The 21970-nt window shown below is 70.0% G+C and carries 14 protein-coding genes and 1 tRNA gene; 7 read left to right on the top strand and 8 right to left on the bottom strand.

All coding sequences use genetic code 11. The annotated features are described in order from the left end of the window. Positions 1-82 precede the first annotated feature (82 nt). The 3 genes from Q5H91_RS12125 to phbB are packed head-to-tail and all read left to right on the top strand — an operon-like array spanning position 83 to position 4062. The gene (locus Q5H91_RS12125; RefSeq protein WP_305173667.1) at positions 83-2287 is read left to right on the top strand and encodes a molybdopterin cofactor-binding domain-containing protein; all 2205 of its coding nucleotides are present in this window, start codon (positions 83-85) and stop codon (positions 2285-2287) included. Further along, positions 2287-3309: a ferrochelatase gene (hemH, locus tag Q5H91_RS12120; protein WP_305173666.1), complete on the top strand. Its 1023-nt coding sequence runs from the start codon at positions 2287-2289 to the stop codon at positions 3307-3309. Before Q5H91_RS12125 ends, hemH begins: the two co-directional genes overlap by 1 nt. Positions 3310-3339: 30 nt before the next feature. After that, the gene (phbB, locus tag Q5H91_RS12115; RefSeq protein WP_305173665.1) at positions 3340-4062 is read left to right on the top strand and encodes an acetoacetyl-CoA reductase; all 723 of its coding nucleotides are present in this window, start codon (positions 3340-3342) and stop codon (positions 4060-4062) included. A gap of 697 nt (positions 4063-4759) precedes the next feature. Here the strand turns inward: phbB and Q5H91_RS12110 are convergent. The 5 genes from Q5H91_RS12110 to Q5H91_RS12090 form a co-directional block, all read right to left on the bottom strand. After that, a tRNA-Arg gene (locus Q5H91_RS12110) sits at positions 4760-4836 on the bottom strand. Positions 4837-4879: 43 nt separating this feature from the next. Beyond that, positions 4880-6295: an amino acid permease gene (locus Q5H91_RS12105; RefSeq protein ID WP_305173664.1), complete on the bottom strand. Its 1416-nt coding sequence runs from the start codon at positions 6293-6295 to the stop codon at positions 4880-4882. Positions 6296-6344: 49 nt separating this feature from the next. After that, a complete protein-coding gene (locus Q5H91_RS12100) occupies positions 6345-7010 on the bottom strand; it encodes a GntR family transcriptional regulator (protein WP_305173663.1) in 666 nt (221 codons plus the stop codon). A gap of 38 nt (positions 7011-7048) precedes the next feature. After that, entirely contained in the window at positions 7049-8047 is a 999-nt protein-coding gene (locus Q5H91_RS12095) for a 4-hydroxyproline epimerase (RefSeq protein ID WP_305173662.1), read from the bottom strand. Positions 8048-8060: 13 nt separating this feature from the next. After that, entirely contained in the window at positions 8061-8975 is a 915-nt protein-coding gene (locus Q5H91_RS12090) for a dihydrodipicolinate synthase family protein (protein WP_305173661.1), read from the bottom strand. An 89-nt stretch (positions 8976-9064) separates the two neighbouring features. On the opposite strand from Q5H91_RS12090, the gene Q5H91_RS12085 reads away from it, so the two are divergent. Both Q5H91_RS12085 and Q5H91_RS12080 read left to right on the top strand, forming a co-directional pair. After that, positions 9065-10276, top strand: coding sequence for an NAD(P)/FAD-dependent oxidoreductase (locus Q5H91_RS12085; RefSeq protein WP_305173660.1), 1212 nt, complete (start codon positions 9065-9067; stop codon positions 10274-10276). A gap of 10 nt (positions 10277-10286) precedes the next feature. Continuing rightward, on the top strand, positions 10287-11468 hold the full coding sequence (locus Q5H91_RS12080) for a M24 family metallopeptidase (RefSeq protein ID WP_305173659.1): 1182 nt from the start codon (positions 10287-10289) through the stop codon (positions 11466-11468). Positions 11469-11708: 240 nt separating this feature from the next. Here Q5H91_RS12080 and Q5H91_RS12075 read toward each other — a convergent pair whose 3' ends face one another. The 3 genes from Q5H91_RS12075 to Q5H91_RS12065 are packed head-to-tail and all read right to left on the bottom strand — an operon-like array spanning position 11709 to position 16824. Continuing rightward, positions 11709-13454, bottom strand: a complete 1746-nt coding sequence (locus Q5H91_RS12075) for a DUF885 domain-containing protein (protein ID WP_305173658.1) — start codon at positions 13452-13454, stop codon at positions 11709-11711. Next, a complete protein-coding gene (locus Q5H91_RS12070; RefSeq protein WP_305173657.1) occupies positions 13451-14473 on the bottom strand; it encodes an Ldh family oxidoreductase in 1023 nt (340 codons plus the stop codon). The genes Q5H91_RS12075 and Q5H91_RS12070 overlap by 4 nt, the downstream gene beginning before the upstream one ends. Next, complete coding sequence (locus Q5H91_RS12065) at positions 14470-16824, bottom strand: glycoside hydrolase family 127 protein (protein ID WP_305173656.1); 2355 nt, start codon at positions 16822-16824, stop codon at positions 14470-14472. Before Q5H91_RS12065 ends, Q5H91_RS12070 begins: the two co-directional genes overlap by 4 nt. A gap of 121 nt (positions 16825-16945) precedes the next feature. Here Q5H91_RS12065 and Q5H91_RS12060 point away from each other — a divergent pair, with 121 nt between their 5' ends. Then, a complete protein-coding gene (locus Q5H91_RS12060; RefSeq protein WP_305173655.1) occupies positions 16946-19672 on the top strand; it encodes a DUF5695 domain-containing protein in 2727 nt (908 codons plus the stop codon). Continuing rightward, positions 19672-21969, top strand: a complete 2298-nt coding sequence (locus Q5H91_RS12055; protein ID WP_305173654.1) for a hypothetical protein — start codon at positions 19672-19674, stop codon at positions 21967-21969. Before Q5H91_RS12060 ends, Q5H91_RS12055 begins: the two co-directional genes overlap by 1 nt. Position 21970: the final 1 nt, after the last annotated feature.

Below are 21970 nucleotides of genomic sequence, written 5' to 3'. Positions count from 1 at the left end.
CTTCCGATCCTCCCCACCCGGAAGAGATTTTTCCGCGTCATCCGAATGGCCACCATCCCCGATCCCGCCTAAAGCCGACACCATGACGGCAATCACCAGACGCGGCGTGCTGATCGGCGGCGGGGTTGGCATGGGGCTGGTCGCGGCATGGGGCTTGTGGCCGCGCGTCTATGCGCCGACCCTCGTAGCCAATCCCGGCGAGCATATCCTCGGTGCGTGGCTGAAGGTCGGCGAGGACGGTCGCGTCACCATTGCCGTGCCGCAGGTCGAATATGGCCAGGGCAGCTGGACCGGCCTTGCCCAGATCGCCGCCGACGAGCTGGGCGCCGACTGGCGCACCGTCGGGGTCGAACCCGCGCCCCTCAACCCGCTCTACGCCAACCCGCTCGGGACCGACGACCTGCTCGAGGGCATGCCGAACCGCTGGCCCGCTGGCGACGACCGCAGCGCCACGCCCGCGCCGATGCTCACCGCAGCCTCCAGCTCGATCCGCATGTTCGAAGAGCCGCTGCGCGCCGCCGCTGCCGCCGCGCGGGCGGTTTTGTGCATGGCCGCGGCGGCACGCTGGGATGCCGACTGGACCGACCTTTCGGCCGAGGGTGGCTTCGTCCTTCTCGGCAAGCGCCGCCTGCGCTTCGCCGAGCTTGCCGCCGACGCCGCCCGCCTGACCGCACCCGACCCGCTGCCGATCGGCGTCGCCGGCGCGGGCAAGCTCGCCGGCCAGCCGCTTCCCCGGCTCGACGCGCCGGCCAAGGTCGACGGATCGACCAACTACGCCGCCGATATCCGCCTGCCCGACATGGTCCATGTCGCCGTCCGTCAGGCGCCGCCCGGCGACAGTCGACTGGTTTCAGTCGATCGCGCCGCCGCCAACACAATACGCGGGCTAGTCAAGCTGGTCGAGCGGCCGGGCTGGGTCGCGGCGGCGGCGAACACCGGCTGGGCGGCGATGCGCGCGCTCGACGCCGCCCGACCACGCTTCGCCACCAGCGGTCCGGTGATCGACGACCGCTTGATCGACGCGGCCCTGACCGCGGCCCTCGCCGGCGAGGGCCAGCGCATCGCGGCCGCCGGCGACCTGAACGCGACATTCCGCGGCGCCACCCTCTTCACCGCAACCTACCGTGCCGATGCCGGTGTCCATGCCGCGATCGAGACGCCCGCCGCCGCCGCCGTGCTGCGCGACGACCGGCTCGAACTCTGGGTCCAGACTGCCGCGCCCCAGCGGACCCGCGCCGCCGCCGCCGGTGCCGCCGGCCTGTCGCTCGACGCGGTGATCCTCCATCCGATGCAGCTCGGTGGCGACGCCGGCGCCGCACTCGACCCGACCGTTGCCGAGCAGGCGGCGATCCTCGCGGTCGAGCTGAAACGTCCGGTCAGCGTCACCTGGTCGCGTGGCGAGGCGCTGCTCCACGACCGCTACCGCCCGCCCGCCATGGCGAAGCTGGCGGCGCGGCTGGGGCAGGGCGGTGCGATCACCGGCTGGCAGGCGAAGATCGCCGCCCCCGCCACCGGTCGCGCGCTCGCCGCTTCACTTCGTCCCGACATGGGCGCCGCGATGGCGCTGCGGCTCGACCCCGCCGACCGCTACGTCGTCGGCGGCGCAGTGCCGCCCTATCGCATTCCGGCCTATGCGATCGACCACCACCCCGCCGATCTGGCGCTGCCCACCGGCCATCTGCGCGGCGGCGCGCACGGCTATACCTGCTTCTTCACCGAATGCTTCCTCGACGAGCTGGCCCATGCCGCCCGGTCGGAGCCGGTTTCCTACCGCATCGGCATGCTCGGCGGCGAGCCGCGGCTGGCGCGCTGCCTGTCGACCGCCGCCTCGCTCGGCGGCTGGGGCGGCGGCGTCGCGGGCAGCGGACAGGGCATCGCCGCCCATGCGTTTCGCGGCAGCTATATCGCGGTGATGGCAGAGGCGCATCGCGGCGCCGACGGCCGCACCGTCGTCGACCGGCTGGTCGCCGCGGTCGACTGCGGGCGCGTCGTCAACCCCGACCTGGTCCGCCAGCAGATCGAGGGCGGGCTGGTCTATGGCCTCGCCCAGGCCCTCGGCGCCAGCACCGGCTTCACCCGCGGCCTCGCGACTGCGCGCGGCTTCGACACGCTCTGGCTCCCCCGCCTCGCCGACACGCCCGACATCACCGTCGAGCTGATCCGCTCCGACGAGGCACCCGGCGGCGTCGCCGAGATCGCCGTGCCTCCGGTCGCCCCGGCCATCGCCAACGCGCTCCAGTCCTCGACCGGCTATCGCATCCGGCGCCTGCCGCTAAGGGTGGCCTGATGGACCTGCCTCCCGATCACCCCGCCATACCCGCGCCGAAGGTCGGCGTGCTGCTGATGAACCTCGGCACCCCCGATGGCCCCGATGCCAAGAGCGTGAAGCGCTATCTCGGCGAGTTCCTGTCGGACCGCCGCGTCGTTGAGATCCCGCCGATCGCCTGGCAGCCGATCCTGCGCGGCATCATCCTGAACACGCGGCCAAGGAAATCCGCCCATGCCTATCAGCAGGTCTGGCGCGAAGACGGCTCCCCGCTCGCCGCGATCACCCGCGCACAGGCGGAACGGCTGAAGACGGCGTTCGGACCGGGCGTACGGGTCGACTGGGCGATGCGCTACGGCCGCCCCGCCATCGCCGAGCGGTTGCAGGCGATGAAGGACGCCGGCTGCGAGCGTATCCTGCTCGCCCCCCTCTATCCGCAATATTGCGCCGCCACGACCGCGACCGCCAATGACAAGGCGTTCGCGCATCTGGCGAGGATGCGCTGGCAGCCCGCGATCCGCACCCTGCCACCCTATCACGACGACGCGCGTTACATCGACGCGCTGCGCGCCTCGGTCGAAACCGGCCTTGCACAGCTGGACTTCGCGCCGGAGGCGCTGATCGCCAGCTTCCACGGCATGCCGAAACGGACGCTGGAACTCGGCGACCCGTACCACTGCCACTGCCAGAAGACCGCGCGCCTCCTTGCCGACGCGCTGGCACCGGTGCTTGCCGGGCGGCCGCTGACCATTGCCTTCCAATCGCGCTTCGGCCCCGCCAAATGGCTCGGCCCCGCCACCGACGAGACGCTGGTGGCGGAGGCGAAAGCCGGCACGAGGCGGGTCGCGATCCTGGCCCCCGGTTTCTCCGCTGACTGCCTGGAGACGCTGGAGGAACTGGCGATCCGCGGGCGCGAGAGCTTCCTGGCGGCGGGCGGCACCCATTTCGCCTATCTGCCCTGCCTGAACGACGAGGATGGCGGCATCGCGATGCTGCGCGATATTCTGGCGCGCGAGCTTGAAGGCTGGGTGCCCCTGCCTTAGCATCGATCAACCTAGGGAGAGGATTAGAGAATGGCACGGGTAGCGATCGTCACGGGCGGCACGCGCGGCATCGGCGAGGCGATCAGCCTCGCCCTGAAAGAGGCCGGCATCACCGTCGCCGCCAACTACGCCGGCAACGACCAGCGCGCGGCCGAGTTTACCGAGCGCACCGGCATCAAGGCATACAAGTTCGACGTCGCCGACTATGATTCGGTCCAGGCCGGCTGCGCGCAGATCGCCGAGGAACTCGGCCCGATCGACATCGTCGTCAACAATGCCGGCATCACCCGCGACGGCACCATCCTGAAGATGACCTACCAGGCATGGAAAGAGGTGATCGACACCAATCTGGGTGGCTGCTTCAACATGGCCAAGGCGACCTTCCCCGGCATGCGCGAGCGCAAATGGGGCCGCATCGTCAACATCGGCTCGATCAACGGCCAGGCGGGCCAGTACGGCCAGGTCAACTATGCCGCCGCCAAGTCGGGCATCCACGGCTTCACCAAGGCGCTGGCGCAGGAGGGTGCGAAGGCCGGCGTGACGGTCAACGCGATCGCGCCCGGCTATATCGACACCGACATGGTCGCCGCGGTCCCGGCCGACGTGCTCGAAAAGATCGTCGCCAAGATCCCCGTCGGCCGCCTGGGCCAGGCGCACGAGATCGCGCGCGGCGTGGCGTTCCTGTGCTCGGAGGACGGCGGCTTCGTGACCGGCTCGACGCTGTCGATCAATGGCGGGCAGCATATGTACTGACGGGCGGAGGCGGCGCACCGCCGCCGCTGCGCCGGCCTGGCCGGCGCAGCGCCCGGAGCGGCCGGCGAACAGCCGATCCCGTCCGACGTCAAGCGCGGCGGTTCGCCGTCGCCTTCCTCTTGTGACGACCCGACCGACGATCAGCGGGGCGAACATCCACCGACCCTCGCGATCGAAGAATGTCTCCGATCGCAGCCATGGGCATTCCCCCCACGTATCCGATGCGCCCCTCAGGAAACGGTGCCGGGACCGGATATCGCGCCCGATCGCCGTGCGATTCCTAGAGCCGTGCCAAAGGGAAAGTTCTTAAGCTGGAACGCTGTCCCAACCGCCAGATGAGCAACCGCATAAACGGCTTTGGTTCGTCCCAGCGGAACACGACACTGACCCTTGGCCCCTGCCTCCTCAGGAGCGAGCGACGGTGCAGCGCGCGGTTCGATCGCGGCACGATGTTCAGCAGCGCCACCAAGGATGGGCGATCACCAGCGAAACTCGCGCCGCCACTCCCGCCCGAGCAACGATGATGATGGGCGCAAGCGCCTCTGCGACCGGCCGACGATCAATTATCGGTCTGGGCTAAAGTGCAAACTCACTGATCCGCGAGCAGATCACGATCCATGATCACAACCACACGCTCGACGTAGTCGCCGCAGGCGGCACGCCGTCCTGCAACACTGTTCGTACGCGTATAGGAGATTGGCGCACCCGACAGGATTCGAACCTGTGGCCTCTGCCTTCGGAGGGCAGCGCTCTATCCAGCTGAGCTACGGGTGCCTGGGCGATGCGGTTAGCATCGTGGGGGGCGGGGCGCCAGTGCCTATTGCGGGGCTCCGCCGCGGCGGGCGAAGCTGGCGCGGTAGCCATAGGCGAAATAGGCGAGGAGGCCGATGGCGTTCCAGATCAGGAAGCGGATCAGCGTCGCCAGCGGGAGGCTATAGAGCAGGTAGAGGCAGCCCAGAATGGCGAGCGTGCCGACCAGCGTGGGCGCAGGGCAGCGGAACAGGCGGGGCGCATCGGGTGCCGTGCGGCGCAGGACGATCAGACAGGCGCCGACCGCGATGAAGGCGATCAGCGTGCCGGCATTGGCGAGCTCGGCGATCTCGTCGAGCCGGAAGAAGCCGGCGACCGCGGCGATCGACAGGCCGGTCAGCACGGTGATGCGGGTCGGCGCGCCGGTCCGCTTGCTGACGGTCGCCAGCCGCTGCGGCAGGAGGCCGTCGCGCGCCATGACGAAGAAGATGCGGCTCTGCCCATACATCATCACCAGGATGACCGAGGGCAGCGCGACGACCGCGGCCAGCGCGATCAGGTGCGCGGCGACCGGCTGATTGAGGGTGCGCAGCACCAGCGCCAGCGGCTCGGGCGAGTCGGCCAGCCGCAGGAACGGGATCGCGCCCACGGCGGTGACCGCGACGGCCATGTAGATCGCGGTGCAGACCAGCATCGATCCGACGATGCCGATGGTCAGGTCGCGGCCGGGATTCTTCGCCTCCTCGGCCGAGGTCGCGACCGCGTCGAAGCCGTAGAAGGCGAAGAAGACGATGGCGGCGGCGGCCATCACCCCGCGCTTGGTCCCCTCCACCTCGGTGCTGCCGAAGCCATAGGGCATGAAGGGGTGGAGGTTGGCGGAGTCGAACGCCGGCAGCGCGAAGATGACGAAGACGGTCAGGGCGACCAGCTTGATGATGACGAGGACGATGTTGAGCGTCGCGCTCTCGCGCGTGCCCGCCACCAGCATGCCCATGACGGCGAGCGCGACGAGCACCGCGGGCAGGTTGATGATCCCGCCTGAATGCGGGCCGACCAGCAGCGCGTGGGGCAGGGTGACGCCCATCGCCTGGATCCAGCCCACGAGATACCCGGACCAGCCGACCGCCACCGTCGAGCAGGCGAGCGAATATTCGAGGATCAGGCTCCACCCGACGACCCAGGCGATCGTCTCGCCCAGCGCGGTGTAGCTGAAGGTATAGGCGCTGCCCGCCGCCGGGATCATCGTCGCGAGTTCGGCATAGGCGAGCGCGGCGCAGGCGCAGACCGCGCCGGCGATGGCAAAGGCCAGGATCACCGCCGGGCCGGCGCGCTCGGCCCCGACGCCTGTCAGCGTGTAGATGCCGGTGCCGACGATCGCGCCGACGCCCAGCGCGATCAGGTGCGGCCAGCTGAGCGTCTTGGCGAGCGCCTGGCCCGCCGGTGCGTGCGCGCCCAGTGGCTTGCGCGGTCCGATGATCGACATATTATCCCCTCGTCATGATCGATCCGCCCGCATGTTTCGCGTGGTCGGATCAGCTGTCGGCTGCGGCGAATTGGGCGCGCAGGTCGTACAGCGTGGCTTCGATATGCTGGTGGAGCAGGGTCTCGAGCACCGGTTGGTCGCGCGCCATCCACGCGTCGATCAGGTGACGGTGCTCCAGATGCGCGCGCGTCTCGCGCCCGGCCGGCTCCAGATGGGTGATGACATAGCGCTCGGCCAGGATCGACAGCCGCTCGACCAGCTGCGTGGTCAGCAGGCGACCGCCGGGACGGACCAGCGCGACGTGGAAATGACGGTTGCGCACCGCGACCTCGGCCAGGTTCGAGCGGGCCGCCTCGTCGAGCGCGTGGAAGGCGGCGACCGCTTCGCTGCGGTCGCGCTCGGTGGCATGGAGCGAGGCGCGGGCGGCGGCCGCGGGCTCGATCGACAGGCGCAGCGCGTAGATCTCGTCGGCCTGGTCCGCCGACATCGGTCGGACCGAATAGCCGCGGTTCGCCTGGCTGACGAGCAGACCCTCCTGCTCCAGCCGGCCGAGTGCCTCGCGCAGGGGAATCTTGCTGACCCCCAGTTCGGTCGCCAGCGCATCCTGGCGGATCGGTGCGTCGTCGGGCAGGCTGCCGGTCACGATCCGCTCGCGCACGATCTCGAATACCTGATCGGACAGGGTTCGTACGACAATATTCCGGGGGATGGGCACGAGGGAAGGCTCCGCGTTTACGGAGCGAGGCCGCGCCGTCATTGGACGGCGAAACCTTTCCAGAACGGATCGGCGCGATCAATCCATATCGTGTTGAAACCGGTCGCGATTGCCGATCCTTCGATCGACGGGATGATCGCCGGCACGCCGCCCAGTTCGGCCGCCGCCTCGACCCGGCCGATGAAGCGGCTGCCGATATAGCTTTCGTGGACGAACCGGTCGCCGGGCTTCAGCGTGCCGCGATCGGCGAGATGCGCCAGCCGGGCAGAGGTGCCGGTGCCGCACGGACTGCGGTCGATCGCGCCCTCTCCGTAGAAGACGGCGTTGCGGCCGTCCGCACCCTCTCCGCGCGGCTTGTCCGCCCAGAGGACGTGGCTGACGCCGCGGATGGTGGGATCGAGCGGGTGGACCGGCTCGACCGCGTCCTGCATCGCGGCGCGGACGCGGCGGCCCATCTCGACCAGCCACTCGGCCCCCATATCGTCGAGCCCGGTATACGGCCCCTGCGGCTCGACGATGGCGTAGTAGTTGCCGCCATAGGCAACGTCGACGGTCAGCGGGCCAAGCCCCTCGACCTCGATCTTCACGCCCTTTGCCGCGACATAGGCGGGGACATTGGTGATCCGCACCGCGGTGACGCGATCGCCCTCGGTCTCATAGGCGATGTCGATGACGCCGGCGGGCACCTCGACCTTCAGCCGCCCCGGCCCGCGCGGCTGGATCAGGCCGTGCTCCAATCCGAAGGTAATCATCCCGATCGTGCCGTGGCCGCACATCGGCAGGCAGCCCGACGTCTCGATGAACAGGATGCCGATGTCGGTGTCGGGCAGCGTCGGCGGATAGAGGAAGCCGCCCGACATCATCGCGTGGCCGCGCGGCTCGAAGCACAGCCCGGTGCGGATCCAGTCGAAGCGGGTCAGGAAATCCTGCCGCCGCTCCGACATGGAGCCGCCCTTCAGCAGCGGCGCGCCGCCGGCCACCAGCCGCACCGGGTTGCCGGCGGTGTGGCCATCGATGCAGAAGAAGGTGTGGCGCATCGGGCGGCCCGGATCAGGCCGCCTTTGCCAGGCCGAGCGTGGGGCGGGTCGCCGCCGCCTTCTCGACCATCGCGATCACCTCTGCCCGGCGCTCGCCCTCCAGCTTGTAGCGCGGCGGCAGCACGCGCTCCGACCCGCGACCCATGACCTGCTCGGCCAGCTTGATCGACTGGACCAGGTCATGCTCGGCGTCGAGGTGGAGGAGCGGCATGAACCAGCGATAGATCTCCATCGCCTTGGCATGGTCACCGCGCTGGAAGGCGTTGACCAGCTCGACCGACTCCTTGGGAAAGGCATTGGTCAGGCCCGAAACCCAGCCCTGCGCGCCGAGGTACAGCCCCTCGAGCGCCACGTCGTCCAGGCCGGCGAACAGCACGAATCGGTCGCCGAACGCGGTCTTCACGTCGGTGAAGCGGCGGGTGTCGGGGGCCGATTCCTTGATCGCGACGATGTTCGGCACGTCGGTGACCAGCGCCAGCACCTCGTTGTCGATCTGGGTGCGATAGGCGGGCGGGTTGTTGTAGAGCATGATCGGCAGGCCGGTCTGCTCGGCCACGCCGCGGAAGTGTGCGGCCAGCTCTTTCGCCTTGGGCACATAGACCATCGGCGGCAGCAGCATCAGGCCGTTGGCACCGGCCTTCTCGGCCGCCTGGGCGTAGGCGGCGGCGCGACGCGTGTCATATTCCGATACGCCGGTCACGACCGGCACGCGGCCATCGACGACCTCGACGATCGCGGTCAGAACCGATACCTTCTCCTCGAACGTCAGCGAGTTGTTCTCGCCGACGGTGCCGAGCGCAATCAGGCCAGTGACGCCGTCGCGGATCAGGTCGTCGACCACGCGCTGGGTGTCGGCCAGGTCGATCGACATGTCCTCGCGGATCTGGGTGGTCACTGCGGGGAAGACGCCCTGCCAATCGATCGTCATTTCGGTGTCCTGATGCTTGTGTATGAATATCGTATACGATATCGCGCTAACATGAGCAAGAGACAATCGACGAAACTGGACCCGGTGCAATGAGCGTGGCGGTAGTCGGGGCCGGGATCGTCGGTCGCTCTGTGGCACTTGCATTGGCGCAACGGGGCGAGCGCGTGGTGCTGGTCGATCCGATGGTCGACCGCTCCGCCTCATCCTGGGGGAATGCAGGGCATCTGGCAACCGAGCAGGTCGCGCCGCTCGCGTCGCCCGCGATGATCCGCAGCGTGCCACGCCGCCTGTTCGCGCTGGGTGGGGCGCTGGATCTGCCCTTGGGCCAGGTCGGGGCGTGGCTACCCTTCGCGATGCGACTGCTCGCCGCGTCCACGCCCGCGCGGTTCTCGGCCGGATCGGCGGCATTGGGCGGGCTGCTGGCCGAGGCGATGCCGGCGTGGCGACGGCTGGCCGAGGCGATCGGTGCGCGCGACCTGTTGCGCGAGGACGGGCATCTGCTCGCCTGGCCTGATCGGGCGAAGGCGGCCGCCGGACGCGCCGCATGGCAGGCGGCGGATACCGGCACTGCGACGGTGACGGACGCCTCGACCGCAGACCTTGCCACCCTGCGCGCGCTGTCGCCCCAGGTGGCGGCGGCGATCCGCTTCACCGGCAGCGGGCAGGTCGCGGATCTCGACCGATTGGCGAGCGCATTGGAAGCGGCGCTGGCGACGGCCGGGGTCCGCTTCGTGCGGCAGCGGGCGGACCTGACGTGCAAGGGCGGACAGGTCGCCGTGACCGGTGTCGCGGCCGACCGGGTCGTGGTGGCAGCGGGAATCGGCGCGCGATCGCTAATGGCGGCAGCCGGCCACCGCGTGCCGCTCATCGCCGAGCGCGGCTATCACATTCGCGGCAGCGCCGAACATTGGCCCGCCGACCTGCCGCCGGTGGTGTTCGAGGACCGCTCGATCATCGTCACGCGCTATGCCGACAGCGTGCAGGTGGCGGGCTTCGTCGAGCTGGGCCGCGCCGACACCGCCCCCGATCCGCGCAAGTGGCAGCGTCTGGAGCGCCACGTCGCCGAACTCGGCCTGCCGATCGCCGGGCCATATCGCCGCTGGATGGGCGCGCGGCCGACCCTGCCCGACTATCTGCCGGCGATCGGTCGGTCGACCCGGGCGGACAATCTGTTCTATGCGTTCGGCCACCAGCATCTGGGGCTGACGCTGGCGCCGGTCACGGGCGAACTGCTCGCCGCCGCGATGACCGAGCAGGCGCCGGCCATTGACCTGACGCCGTTCGCCGTCAAACGTTTCTGAAAGGACCCGCATGACCATCGGCACCTCCGACGCCGCGACTCAACTCGCCGCCATCGCGCCTCCGGCGACGCGCGTGCCGCCGATCACGCGGGGCGAATACGCCGCCCGACTCGACCGCGCGCGCGCGCTGACCGAGGCGGCGGGCGCGGGGGCGCTGCTGGTCCACACCGGCGCCAGCCTGCGCTACTTCACCGGCGTGCCCTGGAGCGCGACCGAGCGGATGGTCGCGCTGCTGCTGCCGGTCAGCGGGGAGCCGGTGCTGATCTGCCCGCGGTTCGAGCAGGGCTCGCTGGAGGCAGACCTGACCATCAGAGCGGACCTGCGCCTGTGGGAGGAGGACGAGGACCCGGTCGCGCTCGTCGCCGATGCCGCGCGCGGGCTGGGCCGGATCGCAGTCGACCCGCTGATGCCCTTTGCCTGGGCGGAGCGGCTGCGTGCGACGGGTGCGACGCTGGTCGACGGCGCGCCCGCGATCGACGGCTGCCGCATGGTCAAGTCCGCCGCGGAGCTGGCCTGCCTGGCGGAGGCGAAGGCGATGACGCTGGAGGTGCAGGCCCGTGCCGCCGCGATCCTGCATCCGGGCATCGCGGCGAGCGAGGTGATCCGCTTCATCGACGCCGCGCACCATGCGATCGGCGGCGGCGGATCGTTCTTCTGCGCGGTCCAGTTCGGCCGGGCGACGGCCTTTCCCCACGGCCTGCCCGGCGACCAGCGCCTGGGCGAGGACGAGCTGGTGCTGATCGACACCGGCTGCCGCGTTCATGGCTACCACTCCGACATCACCCGCACCTATGCGTTCGGCGAGGTCGGACAGGAGATTCGCGACATCTGGGCGATCGAGCATGAGGCGCAGGCCGCCGCCTTTGCCGCCGCCGCGCCGGGCGTGCCGTGCGAGGCCGCCGACGCCGCCGCGCGGGTGGTGCTGGAGCGTGCCGGGCTCGGCCCCGATTATCGCCTGCCCGGCCTGCCGCACCGCACCGGCCACGGCATCGGCCTGTCGATCCACGAGCCCGCCAACCTCGTCCGCGGCGATCGCACGCCGATGGCGCCGGGCATGTGCTTCTCCAACGAGCCGATGATCGTGGTGCCCGACCGTTTCGGTGTGCGGCTGGAGGACCATTTCCACGTCACCGACACCGGCGCGGCCTGGTTCACCGAGCCGCAGCCGTCGATCGACCGGCCGTTCGGGTAGGGCGCTTCCTCCATGTCCGTCATTCCCGCGCAGGCGGGAATCCAGACGCGCAGGTCCGCGCAAGGGGCGCGGACGTCAGCGTTTATGGATTCCCGCCTATGCGGGAATGACGGAAGATTGTCCTGAACCGAGGAAGGCGTTCAGTGCCTTTCCGACGATGGCCGCTCGACCCGCTGTCCTACACGCCCCCCGTTCCGTGATCGCGGAACCGGCTCTTTCGCATCGCTGCTCCCGCACCTGCTACTTCAACGGATACGGCCCCTTGCCACCCTCGGCGATGAACCGGTCCACGCGGGCATCCACCATCGGCAGCGGCACCGAGCCGAGCGACAGCATCGCGTCATGGAAAGCGCGGATGTCGAACTTCGCGCCCAGCGCCTTCTCCGCCTTCGCGCGGCCGGCCAGGAAGGTCAGCTCGCCCATGTAGTAGCTGAGCGCCTGCCCGGGCCAGGCGATGTAGCGATCGACCTCGGTGGTGATCTCGTGGTTCGACAGCGCGGTGTTGTCGCGCAGGAAGGCTTGCGCCTGTTCGCGGGTCCAGCCCTTGGCGTGGAGGCCGGTGTCGACGACCAGCCGCGCCGCGCGCCACATCTGGTAGCTGAGCATCCCGAACGTCTCGTAGGGCGTGTGATAGATGCCCATGTCCTCGCCCAGCGCCTCGCAATAGAGCGCCCAGCCCTCGCCATAGGCCGAGATATAGGTGTCGCGGCGATAGTCGGGCAGCCCTTCCAGCTCCATCGCGAACGGCATCTGCCAGGCGTGACCGGGCGCGCTCTCGTGCAGGGTCAGCGCGGGCAGCGAGTAGAGCGGGCGCGAAGGCAGGTCATAGGTGTTGACCAGGTAGATGCCCGGCCCGCCGCGACCGCCGGTATAGAAGGGGGCGAGTTCGGCCGGCACCGGCTCGATCGCGAAGCGGGCGCGGGGCAGGCGGCCGAACCACTGCGCCGCCTTGCCGTCGAACTCCTTGGCCGTCCACGCGGCGCGGTCGAGCAGCGCCTGCGGGGTCTTCACATAGAATTGCGGGTCGGTGCGCAGGTAATTGAGGAAGGCGGGCAGGCCCTTCTGCCACTTCACCGCCTGCATCACCGTGTCCATCCGCGCGCGGATCTTGGCGACCTCGGCCAGGCCGATCGCGTGGATCTGTTCGGCGGTCAGGTCGCGCGTGACATATTCGGCGATCTTGGACGTGTAATAGGCCCGGCCGTCCGGCATGTCATAGGCGGCCAGGGTCTTCCGCGCGCCGGGGATATACTCGTCGCGCAGGAAGGCGAGGAGCTTGGCATGGCCGGGCACCACCGCGCTCGCGATCACCCGCAGCGCCTCTGCGCGCAGCGCCGCCTGGGTCGCGGCGGGGATGGTCGCGGGCATCGTCTTGAACGGCGCGTAGAAGGGTGATGCCTCGGTGCCGCCGGCCTTCACCACCTCGGCGACGCCGATGTCGCGGCCCTGCAGCGTCACCTGCGGAGGCGTGAAGCCGCGCTTCAGCCCGGCGCGCATATTGGCGATGTTCTGGTCGAAATAGCGGGGAATGTCGGCCAGCTGCTTCAGATAGCCGCGATACTCGTCCTCGGTCCGATAGGTCGCGCGCGAGGCATAGCCGAGGTCGATCCAGAAGCTGGAATCGGCGTTCAGCGGCTTCTCGTAATCGCGATACTTCTGCTCGGCGAGGAGCGCTTCGATCTGGCCGCGATAGACGGTGTAGTTGTCGCGCGCCGCCGACGACAGGCGGGCGACCGGGATCGCATCGAGGGCGGCCAGCGTCTCGGTCCAGCGCTTAGTCTTGGCCGCCTGCATCGCCGGGCCGATATCGGGCAGGCCGCGCTGCTCGTCCTTGGGTGTGTTCTCGTCGGTCGCCGCCAGCGTGCCGCGCCACTTGTATTCGGCCTCCGCCAGCGCATCGAACCGCGCGTCGGCGGTTTTCGGGGCGGTCTGGGCGTTCGCCGAGACAGGGGCGAGAACGAGGAGCAGGGCGGGCAGGAAGGTCATGGCAGGTCCTTCGTCACGGCGTCGATATCGGTCAGGAGCGCGCGGGAGATCACCACACCGTCCCGCTCGCTGACCATGCGGGCGGCGTGGCGGCGCGATCCGGGCAGGCGCGCGCCCTGACCCTCGATCCCGGCGAACACCGCCTCTGCACGGGTCAGGTGCCCGGCCGCGGCGGCACCGAGGAAGCCGGCGGGATCGATCGCCAGGATCAGCTCGCCGCCGATCGGCGAGCCCTTGCGGCCGCGGTCGGCGGCAATCGATTCGGCGCTGGTCAGGTCGCCGATCAGCGGGCCGGCGATCAGCTCGACCATCGTCGCCAGGGCCGACCCCTTGTGCCCGCCAAAGGTGCGCATCGCACCGGCGAGCACTGCCTCCGCCTGGTCGGTCTCGCTGCCGTCGGGGGCGTGGCCCCAGTCGGTCGGCACGCGCTTGCCGGCGCGGCGGTGCAGCTCGATCTCGCCGCGCGCAACCATCGAGGTGGCGAAGTCGAACACGAACGGCGTGCCGCCCGGGCGCGGCCAGCCGAACGCGATCGGGTTGGTGCCGAACAGCGGCTTGGTCCCGCCGGCGGGCGCCACCCAGGCATGGCTGGGGGTGAAGGCCAGCGCGACCAGACCATCGGCGACCAGCGCCTCCACCTCCGGCCAGAGTGCTGCGAAATGGACGATGTCGTTCAGCGCCAGCGCCGCGATGCCGTTCGCACGGGCGGTCTCCACCAGCGCGGGTCGCCCCGTCTCGAACGCCAGCTGCGCGAAGCCGCCGCCGCCATCGACCTGCACCAGCCCCGCCTTTGGCCGCGACAGCACCGGCACCGCGTCGGGCACCACCACGCCGCTGGCGACGCTGTGTGCAGCGACCAGCAGGCGGTAGAGCCCGTGCGAGCCGCAGCCGTCGCGCTCGCCCGCGACCATCGTTTCCGCCACCGCGGCGACGTGCGCGGGCGACAGGCCGACGCGGGTCAGCGTGGCGCGCGCATAGTCGCGCACCTCCGCCAGCGTCATCCGCACCGTGTCGCTCATGCGGTCGGCGCAGCCGTCTTGGCGGTGGCGGCGGTGAACAGGCGCATGCCGAACACCGGGCCGGCGGTATTGCCGTCATGCGGGACGACGCGGACCTTCACCTGCTTCTTGCCGCGGGTCAGCGCCTCGGGCACCGAATACTCGACGTCGTAGAAGCTGCCGGGCCGGCTGCGATCCAGCTGCTGGGTCGCGATCCGCTGGTTGTCGATCAGGATGTCGAAGCTGCGTTTGCCCTCGTCGCCCCAATAGGTCGCCTGCAGGATCAGCGGGCCGGGCTTCACCGCCATCACGAACTCGAAGAAGCCGCCGGTGCGCGCGTCCCGGCCAGAGCGGCCGCGATACGAGACGGGGTAGGAGATGTCGGACGTCAGCTGGTGGTCCCGCTCCGGCTGCATCTCGCCCAGATGCATCACGTCGACCGAGCGGGCGAGCATGTCCTTCTGCCGCTCCTGTTCCTTCAGGAACGCGGCTTCCTCGACCTGCCACTGGGCATCGGTGAAGTGCTTGAAATAGACGGCGCTGCGCCGGTCGTACTGGCGATAGAAGGGGACGAAGTTGAGGTCGCCGGGGCGGATCAGCCCGTGACTTTCGAACTGCGCCTTCTCGGGCGCGACGGGGCGGAACTGGGCGATCAGGTCGGTGCCGACCATTGCCGGATCGGGCTGGTCCCACTCGCCGTCCGCCCGGCCGAGATCGCCGGCCAGCACCAGCGGCCCGCGCAGCACCGCCACGGTTTGCGCATCCCCCGGCGCGGATTCCATCCGCAGCTCGAGCGGCATGCGGATGGTCAGCGTATCGCCCTTCTTCCAGCGCCGCTCGACGATGGCATAGCCACCGGCGCGCGCCGCGGTGACCGGCTTGCCGTTGACGAACAGCTCGGTCGACTTGGCAAAGCCGGGGACGCGCAGCGCCACCGGGAAGCTGCCGGGCTTGTCCAGCGCGTCGAAGCTCAGCGTCGCCTCGCCCTCGAACGGCCAGCCGGTCGCCAGGCCCAGCTTGGCGCCCCGTGCCGCCCAGGTCGCGTCGGCGGGGATGTAGAGATTGACGATCAGCGTGTCGCCGCCCTGCCAGAAGATGCTCTCGCCGTGCTTGGCGTGGCTTTCCATGCCGGTGCCGACGCAGCACCAGAACTCCTCGCCCTCCATCGCGGAATAGGCGCGTTTCGTACCCGTCATCAGCGGCATCATATAGGTGAAGCCGCCGTTCACCGGCTCCTGATGCGCCATGATGTGGTTGAGGTGCGCGCGCTCGTAAAAGTCGAACAACGCGCCGTCCGGCTGCCACGCGTAGAGATGGCGAGTCAGTTTCAGCATGTTGTACGTGTTGCACGACTCGCAGGTCTGGTCGGTGATGTGCTGCGCGGTGGTGTCGGCGGCGGTAAAATACTCGCGGTCGGCATTGCCGCCGATGACGTAGCTGTGGTGCCGCGTCACCTGTTCCCAGAAGAAGCGGGCGGCGGTGGCGTGCTTCGCCTCGCCGGTGATCTCGTACAGCCGGGCCAGGCCGATCAGCTTGGGCACCTGCGTGTTGGCGTGGATATTGGCCAGCTCGTCGCGCTTCTCGCTGAGGGGGACCAGCACCTTCTTGTGATAGATGCGCTCGGCCAGCTTCAGCCAGCGCGGGTCGCCGGTGCGGGCGTGAAGCTCGGCGAAGCTCTCGTTGATGCCGCCATGCTCGCAGGCCAGCACGGTCTGGACCTGATCGTCGCTGAGCGCGGCGAAGACGCGGTCGATGTAACCGCCCAGCCCGGTCATGATCGCCATCGCCTTCGGGTTCGGGCCGATATGGTCGATGACGTCGAACAGCCCGGTGTACATCTTGTGCCAGTTGTAGAGCGGCACCCAGCAGCCGTTCAGGTCGAACCCGGCCGAACGGATGTCGCCGCGCATGATCTCCGGAAAGATCTCCTTGCCATCGACGACGGTGCCGTCCTTGCGCTTGCGGGTGAAGCCCGCGACATAACCGTCGCCGTTCTTCGCCTGGCACGCCGCCAGCTCGTCGATGATATAGGCCGCGCGGGCGGCGCAGTCGGTGCAGCCGATCTGCGCGTGCGTGAGGGCCAGGCCGGAGAGATAATGGCCGAGCGTGTGGCCGGCGATCGTGTCGCTCTCCCACCCGCCATAGACCTTGGCCTTGGTCGGCAGGCCGGCGAAGGCATGAAAGTTATGAAGCAGCCGATCGGGTTCCAGCCGCAGCAGATAGGCGCGGTTGACCTCTACGGCATGGGCGAAGTCGGAGGGGCGCAGCCGCACCGCCGAAAGAGGGAAGGGTTCGGCCTTTAACGGCATCGCGCCCGTTACCGCGTGCGCGGCGGCGGGCAGGGCGGCGAGCGGCAGGGTCGCGCCGCTCATCAGAAAAGTTCGGCGACCGATCGACATTCCTGTTTCTCCAGAATACGGTATACGATAGGCAGATGACGAGAGACGGTCAACCGTCGTTGGACATACCGGATTACCGGGGGAGAAATCGAGCGTGCGTCACGACAAGCTGCTGCCGATCATGGCGCTGACGATTGCGCCGCTCGCCGCCGCGGCGCCCGTGCCGCAGGCGGCACCACGACCGGCGGAAGATCGCTACGCGGTCGGCGCGTTCGATCTGGCGCTGCGCCATGACACGCAGACCCTCGCCCGTCTGGCGCCGCGCGGGGCGGGCGGGTTCGACTTCGTGCCGAGCAACCGCGCCGGCGAGCGGCGGGGCGACGGATACAATCATATCGGCGACGTCCATGTCCGGCTGCGGACCGGGACCGGCGCGTGGCGGGACTTCGCCTCCGCCAATGCGCGCCGGCCGATCCGAGTGCTGGCGGCGGGCGGTGCGACGATCGCGCGGGCGGACATCACCGCGTCGATGGGCGCGGGCTTTCCGCTGACGGTCGAGCGTACATGGGTGCGGCAGGACGGCGCGCCGGTGCTGCGCATCACCCTGGCGAATCCCGGCCGCCAGCCGGTCGAGGTCGGCGAGCTGGGGCTGCCGATGGTGTTCGACAACATCATCTCGGGCCGCTCGCTGGAACAGGCGCATGCGCAGGCGAGCTTCGTCGATCCCTATATCGGGCAGGACGCCGGCTATCTTCAGGTCACCCGGCTGAACGGCAAGGGGCCAGCGCTGCTCGTCCTGCCGGAGGCGAAGACGCCGCTGGAGGCGTACCGGATCCTGCGCCAGCAGGGCCGCGCCCCGGCCGGCGATATCTTTACCGACCGCAGCCCGCGCGAGCAGACGTCGGAGGGTTTCTACGACTGGATGGTCGCCAGCGCCGGAATGGCGGCGGATCCGGCCAATCCGATCGCGGGGCGAAAGGGCGCGCCGTGGAATCCGGGAACCAGCTTCACCCTGGCACCGGGCGAGCGGCGGACGGTCGGCGTCCGCTTCGTCGCCGCGCCGGCGATCCGCGCGATCGAGCCGACGCTGACGGCGCAACGCCGGCCGGTCGCGATCGGCATCCCCGGCTATGTCGTGCCGACCGACGCGCCCGCCGACCTGTTCGTGAAGGCGCCCCAGTCGATCCGCTCGGTCGCGGTGTCGCCGGCCGACGCGATGACGCTGACCAGGGTTGCGGGGCCGGCCGGCTGGGCGCGGTACCGGGTGACGGGCTCCGGCTGGGGCCGGGCGCGGGTGGCGATCACCTATGCCGATGGCAGCGTGCAGGCGGTGCATTATTACGTCACCAAGCCGCTGGCGCAGGTGTCCGCCGACCTCGGTCGGTTTGCGACCAGCCGGCAGTGGTTCGACGACAAGGCCGATCCGTTCGGCCGCGCCCCCGCCATCCTGACCTATGACCGGCAGGCGAACCGCATCGTCACGCAGGACCAGCGCGTGTGGATCGCGGGGATGAGCGACGAGGGTGGCGGTGGCGCCTGGGTCGCCGCGGCGATGAAGCAGCTCGACCATCCCGAGCCCGGCGAGGTCGCGAAACTGGAGCGGCTGATCGACGAGACCGTCGTCGGCAAGCTGCAGGTCGCCGACGGCGCGCACGCGGGCGGGGTGAAGAAGAGCCTGTTCTGGTACGACCCGGCGCGCTTCCCGGATTACTATGCCAAGGACATCGACTGGTCGACCTGGGCATCGTGGAAGAAGGATCAGGCCGACGACCTCGGCCGGTCGTACAACTACCCGCACGTCGCCGCCGGTCACTGGGTGCTGTACCGGCTGGCGCGCAACCATGTCGGGCTGGTGACCGGTCACGAATGGCGCTGGTATCTCGACTGGGCGTACCGCACGACCGTCGCGATGATGCGCGACGCGCCGCACTACGCGCAGTTCGGTCAGATGGAGGGCGAGGTCTTCCTGGAGATCCTGCGCGACCTGAAGCGCGAGGGGATGACCGCGCAGGCCAACGAGGTCGAGGGGCTGATGCGGAGCCGCGCCGACCACTGGCGCACGCTCGCCTATCCGTTCGGCAGCGAGATGGCGTGGGACTCGACCGGCCAGCCCGAAGTCTATGCCTGGATGCAGTATTTCGGCTTCCCGGACAAAGCCGCGGTCACCCGCGAGGTGATCCTGGGCTATGACCCGACGGTGCCGCACTGGGGCTATAACGGCAATGCGCGGCGCTACTGGGACTTCCTCTACGGCGGCAAGATCAAGCGGATCGAGCGGCAGCTGCACCATTACGGGTCGGCGCTGAACGCGGTGCCGCTGTTCGACGCCTATCGCCGCGATCCCGCCGACCTGCACCTGTTGCGGGTCGCCTATGGCGGGTTCATGGGCGGGATCACCAATGTCGACCGCGAGGGCTTCGCCTCGGCCGGCTTCCACTCCGAGCCCGACGTGATGGACTGGGACGCGATGACCGGCGACTACGGCATGGGATATTTCGGCCATGCCTATGCCGCCGCCACCTATCTGGTGCGCGATCCGGCGCTGGGGTGGCTGGGCTTTGGCGGGACGGTGGACGAGGGCCGCGACGCGGTGGGGGTGGTGCCGCACGACGGCGCGCGCACGCGGCTGTTCGTGGCGCCGGCGGGCCAGTGGATCACCCTTGCCGCCGGCACGATCGCGCGGGCGGAGTGGCAGCCGGCGCGGCGGCGCATCGTCGTGACGCTCGATCCGGCAACCGCGACCACGCCGGCCGCGCGGCTGGCGGTCGAGGCGCCGGCGGGGGGCAAAGCCTATGCCCCCAATGGCGGGCGGATGGAGCGGGGCTTCTGGACGATCCCGCTCGGCAGCGGGGCCACCACCGTCACGCTGGAGCCGCGCTGATGGATCGCCGCCGGTTTCTTGCCGGCGGCACCGCCGCTGCGGCGATCGCCCCTGCCGCCGCGGCGGCGGCGATGCCGCCGCTCGGCCCACTTGGTGCCGCCGCGTCCTTGCCGGTCACCGAACGCTTCACCGTGGACGGTGCCGGGTGGGAGGTGCGCGAGGACTGGTCGAACCGCGACGGGATGCTGGCGCTGGTCCGGGGCGACGTGGCCGTGCTGCTGCCCAAGCGGACCGAGGCGATGCACGCGACCGCCACGCCGCCCTGGCTCGGCCTGTCGCTGAAGGCGATCGCAATGGCCGATGCCGACCTGCTCGCCGATGCCCTGCTGGCGGGCGGCGGCGATCCCGATCCCGAACGGGTCCGCGACGCCGCGCCGCCCTCCGGATCGGAGTTCGAGGCGGACAAGCTGGGCGCGCGGCTGGGCTGGACCAGCTTCGTCGGTACGCGGCAGGCGGGCGACACCATGCCCGTCTTCCCCAACGGCCGCACGCGCGGCTATCGTCCGGAACACGTCTTCCCCGCGCTGGAGGGGGATGCCGGCGCGAAGACCCGGTTCGAGGGGCTGCTCGGCGGCTGGCTGCCGGCGGTGCACAAGGCGATCCCGATCGCCGGCGGCGGCTGGTACGACCTGATCGTGTTCGCGGACGTGGATGCGGACGACCCGCTCCTCGTCCAGACCTGGCACCGCACCGTGCGGGTGGTGGGCGGTCGCGCGGTCGCGACGCATTATGGCCACAGCTATGCGCCGTTCCCGCCGCGCCGCCAGAACCCCGATGCCGCCGCCTTCTACACCGCGCTGCTGCGCTTCGCGATCGTGTGGCAGGGCGAGCTGGCCGATCTGGCCCCCACGGCGCTGCCCGACTCCGCACTCACCGACATGGTCGCCCACGCCTTCGCCAAGGAGCTGGTGGTCCGGCCGGGCGGCACCTATCCCAAATACGGGGTCGTCGACCGCGACTATGTCGGGCCGGAATATGACGGCTTCCAGGACATCTTCACCAGCTCGGTCTACGCCAATCTGGAATGGGGCCGGTTCGCACAGGCCAAGGCGGTGTTCGACCAGTATTTCGATCGCTTCGTCGGCGAGAACGGGATGGTCGACATGCGCGGGCCGGAGGTGCCGCAGTTCGGGCTGACGCTGTCGCTCGTCGCGCGCTACCTGCGCTACACCGGCGACATTGCCACGGTCGCGCGGGTGCGCGGTAAGGTCGCCGCCACCGCGCAGATCCTGGCGGAGCTGCACGACCAGGCGCTCGCACTGCCCGCCACCGACCGCGGCCATGGCCTGCTCCATGGCTGGAGCGAGTCCGACGCGTGCCTACACCCCGATCCGTCTTTGTGGTGGAAGCCTTATTGGAACAACAGCGCCTGGGCGGTGCGCGGCTGGCGCGATCTCGCGCGCGTGTGGCCGGTGATCGGGACCCGCGCCGAGGCCGATGGCTGGGCGGCGCGCGCCGACCGGCTGGAGCCGCACCTGATCGCGCGCATCCGCCAGTCGGTGCGCCGCGACCTGACGCCGCCCTATCTGGGGCCGCTGCCGGGGGCGGAGGGGACGTGGCGACAGGCGCTGGCGACCCGCAAGCGCAACGAACAGGGCTGGTCGCACCGCGTCTATGCCGAGCTGCTGCAGGCGGACGTGCTGCCGCCCGATCTCGCCGCGCTGGTCGCGGACTGCGTGCGCGGGCATGGCGGCACCTGCATCGGCGTGACCGCCAACTTCGCGCCCGCCAACGCCGACCACCGCGACCAGCTGGGCTTCATATCCTACGGCCATGCCCGTGCGCTGCTGCGGCTTGACCAGATCGAGGAGTACCTCCTCTTCCTCCACTCGCACCGCTTCCACTCGCACTCGCGGGGCAGCTGGGTGGCGGGCGAGGTGTCGGGGATTACCGGCGACCTGCCGCTGTTCTGCATTCCCGCGCAGCTGACCATTCCGCTGCTCGTCCGCTGGCTGCTGGCGATCGAGGACGACGATGCCGACCGGCTCGACCTGGGGCGCGGCATCCCGCGCGACTGGTTCGCGGGCGGGCGGGAGATCGCGCTGCGCCAGGCGCCGACCCGCTGGGGGCGGGTGGATTATGCCACCCGCTTCGCCGCCGCAGCCCGGCAGGCGACGGCGACGCTCGCCTTCGCCGCGCGGGGTCCGAAGGAGGCGCGGGTGCGGTTCCGCCTGCCGGCCGATACGAAGCCGGTGTCGGCGACGGTCGACGGCCGCCCCGCGCGCCTTGCCGGAGATGCCGTAATCATCGACGCGCGGGGCGGCGGCAGGTTCGAGGTGGTGGTGCGGACGCGCTGAA

The sequence above is a fragment of the Sphingomonas aurea genome (assembly GCF_030678875.1).
Lineage (GTDB): Bacteria > Pseudomonadota > Alphaproteobacteria > Sphingomonadales > Sphingomonadaceae > Sphingomonas > Sphingomonas aurea.
The sequence above is the reverse complement of the archived record's forward strand: the minus strand, read 5'-3'. Positions and strand labels throughout refer to the sequence as shown.